General features: G+C 38.4%; 14 protein-coding genes and 1 pseudogene. All 15 read left to right on the top strand.

Annotated features, from left to right (window positions below):
- Window positions 1-22: 22 nt before the first annotated feature.
- Window positions 23-334: a DUF4134 domain-containing protein gene (locus tag MP477_RS04355; protein WP_115970893.1), complete on the top strand. Its 312-nt coding sequence runs from the start codon at window positions 23-25 to the stop codon at window positions 332-334.
- Between the two features lie 77 nt (window positions 335-411).
- On the top strand, window positions 412-762 hold the full coding sequence (locus MP477_RS04350) for a DUF4133 domain-containing protein (protein ID WP_257189298.1): 351 nt from the start codon (window positions 412-414) through the stop codon (window positions 760-762).
- On the top strand, window positions 746-1,384 hold the full coding sequence (locus MP477_RS04345; protein ID WP_257189297.1) for a hypothetical protein: 639 nt from the start codon (window positions 746-748) through the stop codon (window positions 1,382-1,384). Before MP477_RS04350 ends, MP477_RS04345 begins: the two co-directional genes overlap by 17 nt.
- A gap of 33 nt (window positions 1,385-1,417) precedes the next feature.
- Window positions 1,418-3,985: pseudogene (locus tag MP477_RS04340) on the top strand (TraG family conjugative transposon ATPase).
- A 59-nt stretch (window positions 3,986-4,044) separates the two neighbouring features.
- The gene (locus MP477_RS04335) at window positions 4,045-4,650 is read left to right on the top strand and encodes a DUF4141 domain-containing protein (RefSeq protein ID WP_373567406.1); all 606 of its coding nucleotides are present in this window, start codon (window positions 4,045-4,047) and stop codon (window positions 4,648-4,650) included.
- A 15-nt stretch (window positions 4,651-4,665) separates the two neighbouring features.
- A complete protein-coding gene (gene traJ / locus MP477_RS04330) occupies window positions 4,666-5,685 on the top strand; it encodes a conjugative transposon protein TraJ (RefSeq protein WP_257189295.1) in 1,020 nt (339 codons plus the stop codon).
- Window positions 5,686-5,687: 2 nt separating this feature from the next.
- On the top strand, window positions 5,688-6,311 hold the full coding sequence (traK, locus tag MP477_RS04325) for a conjugative transposon protein TraK (RefSeq protein ID WP_257189294.1): 624 nt from the start codon (window positions 5,688-5,690) through the stop codon (window positions 6,309-6,311).
- A gap of 87 nt (window positions 6,312-6,398) precedes the next feature.
- On the top strand, window positions 6,399-6,686 hold the full coding sequence (locus MP477_RS04320) for a nitrogen regulatory IIA protein (RefSeq protein ID WP_257189293.1): 288 nt from the start codon (window positions 6,399-6,401) through the stop codon (window positions 6,684-6,686).
- Window positions 6,667-8,025: a conjugative transposon protein TraM gene (gene traM / locus MP477_RS04315; protein WP_257189292.1), complete on the top strand. Its 1,359-nt coding sequence runs from the start codon at window positions 6,667-6,669 to the stop codon at window positions 8,023-8,025. Before MP477_RS04320 ends, traM begins: the two co-directional genes overlap by 20 nt.
- 14 nt (window positions 8,026-8,039) lie before the next feature.
- The gene (gene traN, locus MP477_RS04310; RefSeq protein WP_257189291.1) at window positions 8,040-8,927 is read left to right on the top strand and encodes a conjugative transposon protein TraN; all 888 of its coding nucleotides are present in this window, start codon (window positions 8,040-8,042) and stop codon (window positions 8,925-8,927) included.
- An 11-nt stretch (window positions 8,928-8,938) separates the two neighbouring features.
- Window positions 8,939-9,496, top strand: a complete 558-nt coding sequence (locus MP477_RS04305; RefSeq protein ID WP_257189290.1) for a conjugal transfer protein TraO — start codon at window positions 8,939-8,941, stop codon at window positions 9,494-9,496.
- A 13-nt stretch (window positions 9,497-9,509) separates the two neighbouring features.
- Window positions 9,510-9,986: a DUF3872 domain-containing protein gene (locus tag MP477_RS04300; protein ID WP_373567402.1), complete on the top strand. Its 477-nt coding sequence runs from the start codon at window positions 9,510-9,512 to the stop codon at window positions 9,984-9,986.
- A 285-nt stretch (window positions 9,987-10,271) separates the two neighbouring features.
- Window positions 10,272-11,030, top strand: a complete 759-nt coding sequence (locus MP477_RS04295; RefSeq protein ID WP_257189289.1) for a helix-turn-helix domain-containing protein — start codon at window positions 10,272-10,274, stop codon at window positions 11,028-11,030.
- 123 nt (window positions 11,031-11,153) lie between these two features.
- Entirely contained in the window at window positions 11,154-12,692 is a 1,539-nt protein-coding gene (locus MP477_RS04290; RefSeq protein ID WP_257189288.1) for a MauE/DoxX family redox-associated membrane protein, read from the top strand.
- A 24-nt stretch (window positions 12,693-12,716) separates the two neighbouring features.
- On the top strand, window positions 12,717-12,986 hold the full coding sequence (locus MP477_RS04285; RefSeq protein WP_257189287.1) for a DUF6520 family protein: 270 nt from the start codon (window positions 12,717-12,719) through the stop codon (window positions 12,984-12,986).
- Window positions 12,987-13,000: the final 14 nt, after the last annotated feature.

Here is a 13,000-nt window from a genome sequence, read left to right as displayed (position 1 = left end):
CGAACTTAAAATGTAATGAAACATGAAAAATCGAAAATTTAAATTTCTGCTGGGAATTGGGCTATTGTTGTTCCTAAGCAATGAAGTTTTTGCAGAGGGAGATGGTATCGCTGGTATCGCAAAAGCCAGTCAAATGGTGACTTCCTACTTCGACCCTGCAACAAAATTGATTTATGCGATAGGTGCGGTCGTCGGGTTGATAGGGGGAGTGAAGGTGTACAACAAATTTAGCAGTGGTGATCCAGATACTTCAAAAACTGCTGCTTCTTGGTTTGGCGCATGTATTTTCCTGATCGTCGCTGCGACGATCTTAAGGTCGTTTTTCCTGGATTAAACAATGAGAGTCTTAGTTATGACGAGAATTAAGATTGGACATAGTTCAAGGTCTTCTTAACCTTTAAATCTATACTCATGAATAAATGGAATATAAATAAAGGAATTGGCCGAACAGTCGAGTTCAAAGGGTTGAAAGCTCAATACCTATTTGTTTTTGCCGGCGGTCTGCTCACAGTTCTAATCCTTGTGATGATTATGTATATGGTTGGATTGCATATGTATATCTGCCTTGGTTTCGGTATCGGCGCTGCATCACTTATCATCTGGAAAACCTTTGCATTGAATAAAAAATATGGCGAGCATGGGCTCATGAAACTTGGGGCAAAAAGGATGCACCCGAAATACATAGTCTGTCGTAAACCAATGCATCGGTATCTGAAAAATAGTTTCACCACTGAAAGTAAGGCAAATGGAAAAGCAGCTTGAAAATCGAATTCTACCTGTGGTTGAATTGTTTCCAGGGACAACATTTTATGTGGATGCGTTAAATGGAATTTTGATCGACACAGAAAACAAGGATAATACACTGTCCACTGGGGAAATGATGAGTTTGGAAGATCATTTCGAATTTTTATACGATAAGAAGAACCGGAATATTAAATGGGATGACTGGAGAGCACCAAGAGGTGAACGATATATATATCTGTGGATTCGTCCATTGGAAGTCTATGACATTGAAGGAGCGAGACTCCGTGATGACCAGGACAGCCCGTCAACTTCCAACAAGAACAAAGACCTTCCGGAGGTAGACATTGGTGGGACAAAGTTTTTTTGGGACGATTACAATACGGTATTGAAACAGAAAGATAATCCCTATAACCGGATATACAGATGCTCAATGGATAAGAGAGGTAATGTTTGGGGGCTTTATTTCGATACGCAAAAGAAGCTCAGTCTTTTTCCGCATGAAATTCCGTCATACGATCCTACTGAAAAGCTGCCGTCCCATATCACTTTTATACCAGAGACAGAAATCAATAAGAAGCTTCAGAAGGCGATAAATGACATCAATAGAAAAGTTTCAAAGGGAAAAGGGAAGCGCTTATAAAACTTATTAAAAAATAATCTAGAAACATATATTATGAGAAATATAGCCAAAACGACCACATTGGAGAGTAGGTTTCCGCTCTTGGCCGTTGAAAATAACTGCATCATCTCAAAGGAAGGAGATATTACCCTATGTTTTCAAATTTTTCTTCCCGAGCTCTTCACAATAGGTGCTGATGTCTATGAGTCTATTCATTCGACATGGAACAAGGCGATAAAAACGCTGCCTGATTTTAGCATTGTACACAAGCAGGATTGGTACTTAAAAGAAGAATATAGACCCGATTTTGAGAATTCGGAACACAGTTTTTTGTCACGTTCCTTCCAAATGCATTTTAATGAAAGGCCCTTTTTAAACCATTATTGCTACCTGTTTTTAACGAAAACTACAAAGGACAAAATGCGGACGCAAAGTAACTTTAGTAGCCTCTGTAAGGGAACCTTAATTCCGAAGGAGGTGAGGGATAAAGAAGGTATGCGCCGATTCGTAGAAAGTGTTGCACAATTCCAGCGCATTATCAACGACAGTGGCTATATTAAAATGGATCAGATCGAAGAATCAGCTATTGTCGGAACTAAAGATGCAAGCGGATTATTGGATCAGTATTTCACATTGTCCCGCGAAAAAGATGTCCCCTTGCAGGATCTGGGACTAGGAGCTGAGGAGCTACGAATTGGAAGTAAGCGAATGGCCTTGCATACGCTTTCAGATACAGACGATCTTCCCGGTGCTGTTTCAGAATCACAAAGGTACGACAGACTATCGACCGATAAAAGTGACTGCATGTTATCTTTTGCAAGTCCTGTTGGATTAATGTTGAGCTGTAATCACATTTATAATCAGTATTTATTCATTGACAATAGTGCTGATAACTTACGGAAGTTTGAGAAATCAGCACGGAATATGCATTCCCTCGCAAGGTATAGCCGCGCGAATCAAATTAACCGGGAATGGATTGAAAAATATTTAAATGAAGCGCACTCATATGGATCACCATCTGTTCGCGCACATTTTAATGTTTTTTCCTGGTCAGAAGACCGTGAAGAACTGAGGCGAGTAAAGAATGATGTCGGAAGTGCATTGGCACTCATGGAATGTAAACCGCGGCATAATACGGTTGATGCTGCAACACTATTCTGGGCAGGTATACCTGGGAACGCTGGTGATTTCCCAGCAGAAGAATCCTTTTATACATTTATTGAACAAGCTCTCTGTTTTTTTACCGAAGAAACCAATTACCAAAACTCACTTTCCCCATTTGGGATAAAATTAGCTGATAGACTGACAGGAAAGCCTATACACTTGGATATCAGTGACTTGCCTATGAAAAAAGGGACTATAACGAATAGAAATAAATTCATTTTAGGGCCTAGCGGGGGTTGGCGGGCTATTTTTAATTAAATAGCCCGCCAACCCTCCAAAAAAAATGGAAGTGGAAAATCATTCTTCACCAATCATATGGTGAGACAGTATTATGAGCAAGGTACTCATGTACTATTAGTTGATACGGGTAATTCATACCAAGGTCTTTGTGAATTGATAAAAGGAAAAACAAAGGGACAAGATGGCGTTTATTTCACGTATACCGAGGAAAACCCGATCTCGTTCAATCCTTTCTTCACGGAAGACAACGTGTTTGATATCGAAAAAAGGGAGAGTATCAAGACTTTGATCCTCACGTTATGGAAGCGCGATGACGAAGCTCCAAAACGAAGTGAAGAAGTCGCTTTGTCTAATGCGGTCTCGGGTTATATCGAAAGGATAAAAAGTAGTGTAGAAACTCCCTGCTTTAATGGGTTTTACGAATATGTCAAAACTGATTACAAGCAGGTGCTGCAGGACAAAGAAGTCCGCGAAAAGGATTTTGATCTCGCGAACTTCCTGAACGTGTTAGAACCCTACTACCAAGGGGGAGAATATGATTATCTGTTGAATTCGGATAAAGAGCTTGATCTACTCAATAAACGCTTCATTGTGTTCGAAATCGACGCCATAAAGGACCACAAGATTCTTTTTCCCGTAGTCACGATAATAATCATGGAAGTTTTTATTAACAAGATGAGAAGGCTTAAGGGTATCCGAAAGATGATCCTCATCGAGGAAGCTTGGAAAGCCATAGCCAAAGAAGGTATGGCGGAATATTTGAAATATTTGTTTAAGACCGTTAGAAAATTCTTTGGAGAGGCGGTTGTTGTGACGCAGGAGGTAGACGATATTATTCATTCACCGATTGTCCGTGAAAGTATCATCAATAATTCAGACTGCAAGATTCTCCTTGACCAGCGCAAATATGCAAACAAATTCGACGACATTCAAAAAATGCTGGGTCTGACTGAACGTGAAAAGTCCCAGATTCTCTCCATCAACCAGGATAATGATCCCACGCGCCTTTACAAAGAAGTCTGGATAGGATTAGGCGGTACTCATTCCGCAGTGTATGCCACAGAAGTAAGCCAACAGGAATATCTTGCTTATACGACTGAAGAATCCGAAAAGCTAGAAGTGATGAATCTTGCGCATGAAATGGGGGGCGATGTTGAGGGTGCGATCAAGAAAATATCCCTTCGAAAGATCAAGGGCCTCTCGAAAGAAGACAATTAAACTATTTAATAACAATCCTAAAAATTTAGAAAATGAAAAATTTCATTATTACAGTGGTAATGGTGTTAACAGTAGCCATTACTCAAAAAGTACAAGCACAGTGGGTCGTAACTGACCCGACCAATCTGGCCTCGGGAATTTTAAATTCTGCAAATGAGATTGTACAGACCTCAAGTACTGTATCAAATGTTGTCAAGAATTTTAATGAAGTCAAGAAAGTCTACGAGCAAGGGAAAGAATACTACGACAAGCTGAAAGCCGTCAACAACCTTGTGAAGGATGCCAGAAAAGTTCAGCAAACTGTATTGTTGGTGGGTGACGTTAGTTCAATTTACGTCAACAATTTCGGGAAAATGCTGAATGATAAAAACTTTTCAGCGGATGAACTTATGGCTATAGGTAATGGTTATGCAGCTCTTTTAAATGAGAGTACAGAACTACTTAAAGATTTAAAGCAGATCGTTACTTCAAGCAGCCTATCCTTAAATGACAAGGAACGAATGGAAATTATTGATCGTGTGTATAAGGAGGTCAAAGAGTATCACAATCTTGTACGCTACTATACGAGTAAAAATATTTCGGTTAGTATTCTACGGGCTAAAAAGCAGAATAATACTAAGAGAGTAATGGAATTATATGGCACGGCAGGACAGAAGTACTGGTAATTCAAAAGAAAAATCATGGAATTTAATAATCTACATGAGCTCCTTCGAGGGCTCTATGACGAGATGCTGCCGATGTCAGCGACAATGGCAACAGTAGCTAAAGGAGTAGCAGGTTTGGGTGCGTTATTTTACGTCGCATTAAAAGTGTGGCAGGCATTGAGCAGGGCAGAACCCATTGACGTTTTTCCGCTACTAAGGCCATTTGCTATCGGTTTGTGCATCATGTTTTTTCCGACGATGGTTTTGGGAACCATAAATGCGGTTTTAAGTCCTATTGTCCAAGGCACACACAGTATGCTGGATAATCAGGTGCTAGACCTGAATAAATTACAACAACAGAAAGACTTATTGGAAAAGGAAGCAACGCTCAGGAATCCGGAGACAGCCTATCTGGTTAATAATGAGGAATTCGACAAAAAGTTAGAAGATCTCGGTTGGGCTCCTAATGACCTGGTTACAATGGCTGGAATGTACATGGATCGAACAGCGTACAATATGGAGCAGGCTACAAAAAAATGGTTGCGGGAACTTCTGGAAATCCTCTTTCAAGCGGCAGCACTGGTCGTTGATACGATACGCACATTCTTTTTAATTGTACTGTCCATTCTAGGGCCAATTGCTTTCGCTATCAGTGTCTGGGATGGTTTCCAGAGTACATTAAGCCAATGGCTAACAAGATATATAAGTGTTTATCTCTGGCTTCCTGTTGCCGATATGTTCAGTGCAATGCTCGCTAAAATCCAGTCTTTGATTTTAGAGCGGGATATTGAAATGCTCAATGATCCAACGTTTATTCCCGACACCAGTAACACAGTTTATGTGATATTCATGATTATTGGAATTGTGGGTTACTTCACAATACCTACGGTGACGGGCTGGATTATTCAGGCTGGTGGTGCTGGAAACTTTACCAGAAATGTAAGTCAGATGGCTATGCGTAGCGGAAATGTCGCAGCAGCAGGCGCTGGGGCTGCCATTGGCGAAGTTGGTGGTCAGCTGATGAATAATAATCAAAGTGGACAAAAATCGAAATAGTAATGGAGTTTAAAACTTTAAGAAATATAGAGAATAGCTTTAGACAGATTAGAGTCTATGCTATTGTTTTTGCACTGCTTTGCATTGGCATAACTGGTTTTTCGATCTGGAAGTCGTACGCGTTTGCAAATGAACAAAGGGAAAAGATCTACGTTCTTGATCAAGGCAAATCTTTAATGCTTGCGTTATCACAGGATGCAGCCATTAATAGGCCAGTGCAGGCTCGGGAGCATGTTCGCCGATTCCATGAACTTTTTTTTACGCTTGCGCCAGACAAAGCTGCAATCGAGAGCAATATGAAGCGCGCATTTGATCTGGCAGATAAAAGTGCTTACGATTACTACCATGATCTAGCTGAGAAGGGCTACTATAATCGCATTATCAGCGGTAATGTGCAGCAGCGAATCGAAGTAGATAGTGTCATTTGCAATTTTGATAGCTACCCTTATGCAGTTACAACATATGCAAAGCAGTTTATAATTAGATCCAGTAATCTGACCAGACGAAGTTTGGTTACTTCCTGTACACTCTTGAACAGCGTGAAATCAGACAACAACCCACAGGGATTCCAGATTTTGAAATTTGGGGTAATATCTAATAAAGACGAAGAAGTTATAGAACGGTAGTTTTTGAAAATGAAATAGAACCTTGATTTGGATGATATTCGAGATTGTCTGAATGAAAAGGGCTTCGGTTCTAAAAGGATAAAATATATGAAAAATTTTAGAAATACAATAGAAAGCGAGTTGGAAAGACTCGATAGCAGGTGGCAGGCGTTGCCGCTGAAGACACAATGCAAGTATGTCATAATTCTTTTTACTTTTTACCTCACGATGGGGATTGGTGTTCTTGTGAAGGTGTGCTATGATCTGGGAAAAGAAGATCGACATATTGAAATTGGCCATATAGAATCTCCATCCATCGGTGATGGTACGTCATTAAGAGCAGATTCTATCCTGAATAACAATAAAAAACTTAGAAATGGAAGAGAAAGAGAATAAACGGATAAGTATAATCGTCGATGATGAAGCTGGAGCTGATAATTCTAGTCTAATCAATAACAACTCCAAAGCTGATAAGCTGAAGAAACCACTCATTTTTGGACTTATGGGAATTGTTTTCATTGCTTGTTTATTTCTGATTTTCAAGCCGAAAAAATCTGCTGAAGGGATAAATGATGAGGGATTAAAAAATGTTGTTCCTGAAGCTACGGACAAAGGTTTGCAGGCGGATAAACAAAAAGCGTATGAGAAAGAAATGTTAGATGAAAAGGAGGCTCAACAAAGAAATTCAATGCAATCATTGGCTGATTATTGGAACAATAGCGGTGACAGCACCTTAGCACTAGAAAGTTCAGGTTCAGTTCCAAATTCTAGTTCTGGAAGTACGCCAGCGAATATTGGAAATCCAGGATACCAGAATAAATCGTTGACGAGCTATAAGAATGCGCAGAGTACCCTGAGTTCCTTTTATCAAGATGATGACAGGGAAAAACTAGAGCTACGTAGAAAAGTTGATCAATTGCAAAACAAGCTTTCTGAAAAAGATGTTCCGGCTGCCACTACGTTGAATGATCAGTTAACGCTAATGGAAAAGTCGTATCAAATGGCCTCCAAATATCTTCCAAGTGGAACACAGGCACCGAATACGGCTGTACCATCACCTCTTAAAGATTCATCAAATCATGCAAATCAAACAAGTCAAAGTAAATCAGAAAAGACTGAAAGTTTAAAACGAGTAAGTAAAAGTATAGTAACTGCATTATATCGTGAACCGGATGACAGCAGTTTTTTAGCAAGCCTGGAAGCCGAAAAGAATCGTGGCTTTCTAACTGTAGGAAGTAGGGAACAAATCGGGTTTGTAAGGAATAGTATACGTGCCATCATTGTCGAAACAAAGACTGTTACGGCGGATGGCTCTGTTAAGCTTCGGTTATTGGAAGATGCAACAATTGCTGGGTACAGCATTCCGAAAGGGACAGAAATGGAAGCTGGTACAAAATTTCAGGGGAACAGGTTACACTTAAAAGTTTCATCAGTTGAGGTACAGGGGAATATTGTGCCTGTCGAGATACTTGCTTATGATTTGAATGGACAGCCTGGATTAGCAGTGCCGGGATCGGACGAAATAAATGCTGCAGGAGAAATTGCCGCGAACATGAGCCAGAGCTCAGGAATGAACATTTCGATGTCACGATCCGCAGGGCAGCAAGTTGTAGGCGACTTGACACGCGGTCTTGTACAGGGCGTATCGGGCTATTTTTCAAAAAAAATAAGGACAGTCAAAGTGACCCTTAAATCTGGGCAGCAAGTGTTGCTGGTTACAAAAAAAAATAATTAACAAAAATCAAAAAGATGAACATTATAAGGAATACAGTCGTAATAGTCCTTTTGGTAGGGTTATTTATAAAAACTTTTGCACAACAAACTGATCTTGAAAAGGGAAGGGTTGAACCGTTTAGGCTTGAGGTAACCTACAACAAGACAACTCATTTAATTTTTCCTTTTTCGATAAGATATGCAGATCTAGGGTCAGTACTGCTTACCGCAGGAATTGCGGAAGATGCTAAAAACGTTCTTCGCGTTAAGGCTACAGAGAAAGATTTTAGTGAGGAAACGAATTTTAGTGTAATTACAGAGGATGGCAAATTTTATAATTTCAATGTGACATACAGTGCTGATCCGCAAACATTAAATTATGATTTGTATAAAATGCAAAAGGATGGCGAACGTGTCGAGCAAAAAAATGTGCAGTTCGAGGAGCTCGGTTTCAATCCACCATCGTTAACCGAAGAAGTGCTGAAAACAATCTACCAGCAAGACAAGAGATACATCCGGCATATTGGATCTAAATCTTATGGAATTCAATTCATACTCAAAGGAATATATGTTCACAATGGTAAATTTTACTTTCACAGTGAAGTTAAAAATAAATCGAATGTTCCTTACCTGATTGATTATTGCACTTTTAAGATTGTGGATAAACAGGTTGGAAAGAGGACCGTTTCGCAGGAAAAGCAACTTACACCTTTACGTCAATATCCCATGATGGAGATGGTTTCCGATGAGTCCTCCGCATCTAATGTTGTGCTTATCGATCAATTTACAATCACCGATAACCAGATTTTAAGGATCGCATTGTATGAGAAGAATGGTGGCCGAAATCAGATCTTGGAAATAGAAAATTCGGATCTGGTCAATGCCAAACCTGTATCGGAAATGAAAATCAAAATTAGTCAGTAAAACAATATCTTATGAAAAAATACAGCATTTTTTTGATACTTACACTTATAAGTATACATGGATATTCGCAACGTATGGTATATAAACAAAAAGCCTTAGAAGTAAGTGCCGGACTGTTGTCAACAAAAGAGGTAAGATCGAATTACTACGTAAACTTAACTTTAAATAGCTACGCGAGGCGTGGAAACTACTGGATTTGGAGTGCCGAATTTCAGCGACGAACAGCAGATTATAAACAATTGGTACTTCCGTTGGAAAATTACTTGGGAGAGGTTGGATATAGTGTTCAGTTACTTTCAGATGCGAAAAAGTTTATTACACTTAATGCGGGCTTGACCGGTGTTGGCGGATATGAAGTGGTGAATAGAGGTGATAGTCTATTGTCAGATGGTGCGCTATTACTGAATAAAAGCGGATTTATTTTCGGGACTGGAGGAAGGTTGTCTCTTGAGACCTACTTATCGGATCGTGTAGTTCTGCTATTACAGGGGAGGATTAGAGTGCTTTGGGGAACAGATTTGGAGCAATTTAGACCATCTTCAGGTGTTGGTTTGCGAATAAACTTTTGAAAAATATAATGTTATGAAAAATATAATGCATAAAAGTCAAATGTCGTTTGTTACAATTATACTCGGTTTGATGGGAATACTAGGAGTCTTCTTCTTAGCAGGATGCGAAAAAGAAACTTTGGATATTCAGGAGAATTTTCCTTTTGAGGTAAAAGTGATGCCAGTACCGAAAGAGATTGCAATGGGTGAAACAGCAGAAATAAGAATATCGATTATCTCGAATGGAGATTACACTGGAAACAATTATTATTTACGTTATTTTCAAAATGACGGACAGGGAACCTTGAGATATTTTGATCATAAACCCTATCTTCCAAATGATCTATATCCCTTAGCCCAAAAGGAATTCCGCCTGTACTATACCTCTGAGTCGCTTGTATCCCAAAATATCGATGTTTGGATAGCTGATAGTTTTGGTAATGAGAAGCAACTTTCTTTCCAGTTTCAAAACAAGAAGCTAGGCCCGATTATTATTGGTCCAGTTAGATAATTTTTGAATTTGGAAAAGTTTGTTACATTTATCAATTGAAATTACCTACACTACCAGGATGCAATCATGCTCGATTGGACGGCTTTTGTGCCGTCCTTTTTTGTTATACGTAACTGAGAAGTATTAATTATCAAGGGTATTGTGTGTAATTTGTTGGTTATTATTTCTTTATTAGATTAAAAATGTTAGATTTATGTAAACTATAGACCATAAATTACACTATACGGAAACTTTATCTTTGTAGCTCCCGGCCGGTCTTAATTATGAAACTAACAATAGATTATAATGAATTTTTATATCGTTTCATTATTGGATGCTATGGCAGAACGGAATATCGATCTTTTCTGCAATTTAAACTTCGTGAAGTCGGCAGTTTTCTTTTCAGACTTACAAGAGCTGTCTATAAGGTTAAAAACTGTGGCGGACTACTATTTTAACTTTTTTAAAAGGCTTGAAATTCTACCTGATGAAGTGACGAAGGAGGAGTATATAGGGCATTATGATAACCTATATATAAAGGGGCATGAACCAACTGTTACGCAAATTTTGCAAAAAGTAAATCAAACACAACCATTTTATAATGATATACTCCCCATTCATCTTCGTTATACTGACACAATAAACATGCATCTGGTCGTGGGAATAGCTCGCCCCGATGATCGAAGAAATGGATATTTACATGCAATTGATCTATGTATGCCGAAGAATTTAATAAGGAACGTTTCGTCAAATGTGTTGTACGTCAAAGATATTTTTGATTCTTATTCCAATAACCAAAAACAAACGGTGAAGGATTTCATCGAAAGTAAAGGTTATAATTACAGTCATTTCCAGCGAGATTGTAAACTATGCTTTGGTGATGCCTTTTATAGTTTTAGATTAAAAAAGAACATGATGGATGCAGTTGGGGACATAATTTTCACGGATTTAAGTCTTAAAGAGATCGCATTCAAGAATAATTTTCTTGATTATGCGAATATGTACAAAGCGTTTGTTCGACATAAGGTAAGTGTTACGCTTATTCCTCGATTGGCTAATTTGTAGGTCTATTTTTAATATCTGGTATACTTCCTTTAATATTTGGTATAAATTTGTTTGATATTGGAATATAGTTCTTGATATTGCCCATATTTTAATTTCCTATGTTAGCGAAATTTGTCATAATCAATGTTACTGATTATGATAGTCATTAAATATATTAGAAAATACTTCGTTCAAATTGTTAGCGCATTGTTAGCATTTCTTTTTATTTATGCAGCTTTCAGTAAGGCCATTGAATTTGAGGCTTTTCAAGTTCAACTTGCGCAGTCACCACTTTTAAGTGCATACGCTGGTTTTATTTCTTACGCAGTTCTAATTGTCGAAGTTCTGGTAGCAGTGCTGCTCCTTTTTCCCAAAACAAATAGGCAAGGCCTATATGGATCGGTAGGTCTGATGACAGCTTTTACCTTTTACATTTATCTCATTTTACTTTTCAGTGATTTTATACCCTGTTCCTGCGGTGGGATTTTAGAAAAAATGGGATGGGGAGAGCATTTAATTTTCAATATCTTTTTTCTATTACTTGCTGTTGTAGCGCTCTACGTACATGCGAAGGCAAAACAGAATAATATTAAAAGGGAGTTTAAATATGTAAGTTGGATTATGTTGACTAACATAGTCATAGTTGTTGGTCTTTTTGTGGCCTCCGAACATATTATGAAGGTGGAAAATAGCTTTATTAGACGTTTTTTGCAGTACCCAATTATAGAGGAAGGTTCTTTGAAATTGGATAATTCTTTTTATTATTTTGCTGGTGCTGACAACGATCATATTTACTTGGGAAACAGGAATTTTCCTCAACTTTTAACTACAGTAGATACAGGATTAGAACAAACAGACAAACTAAAGATTTTACCTGATAATCTTGCTCATCCTTTTAAAAAGATTGAAGTGCAGGTAAAAAGTCCATTTTATTATTTCTATGATGGAACTGTACCTGTGATATACAGGGGAAAACTTGGTGACACTAAAGCACAAACTATAAGTTTTGGAGATGCCTATTTTACGCAGCTCGCTGTACTAGATTCATCCAAATTTGCACTTAGAACTCAAAGCAGCCAAACGAAGGACCTTGTGATAGGAAGTTTGGACCTTTACGGCAAACCGAAAGTAAGTTTTTTCCCAGCAATATTAGAGAAGCAAGTGGACGGGTTTTTCGATGTCGATGGAAAATTGATCGGCGGAGAAAATATGGGAAATCTTATTTATACATATTCATATCGGAATCAATTTATTGTACTTGATAAAAATTTGGAGGTTCTTCAAAGGCTGAATACAATCGATACAACCAGCATTGCAAAGATAAGCACTGCGAGTTTGAGTGACGGACAACATAAGTTGAGCACTCCGCCTCTGCGTGTCAATAGTAAGTCGGCTGCGAATAAGAATTTTATATTTATCATTTCTGATTTAATGGGTAAATATGAATCCCAGGAAGCATGGAAAAATGCCAAGGTGGTTGATATTTATCGAATGGACAGGCAGGAATATGTAGGCAGTTTTTACCTCTACAATGATAGCGGAAAAAGTGTTTCGGACATGCTGGTCACTGAAAAGTACCTGTATGTAATCATAGGTGATAAATTACAACGATTTTATTTTCGAAAACCGTTATATGACAAAAATAATGCAGGGGAAGCCGAAAACCTAATAGTAAAAGAGTAGGCAATAACTTTAATAAAATGAATTATGAGAAAGATCTTAATTCCAGTTGCCGTCTTATTGATGGGTGCAGGAGCAGCCTATGCAGGCAAGGCTGACAAAGCAGCAAAAGCAATCGTTGATGGTTATGTTTTCGATAACAGCCAGAATTTATGTGTGAATACACATGAAGATTGTAGTACAGTGGCTAGTGACGAAGCATGTACATGGTCAGAGAATACTTCCATTACGCTCCGACAACAGCCATCTTCAGGAACAATGTGTGGAAACCCACTTTTTAAAGTTCCTCAAAATTAACACTTGAAAGGATG

It is taken from the genome of Chryseobacterium sp. WG23 (assembly GCF_024586575.1).
Classification (GTDB): Bacteria; Bacteroidota; Bacteroidia; order Flavobacteriales; family Weeksellaceae; genus Chryseobacterium.
The sequence above is the reverse complement of the archived record's forward strand: the minus strand, read 5'-3'. Positions and strand labels throughout refer to the sequence as shown.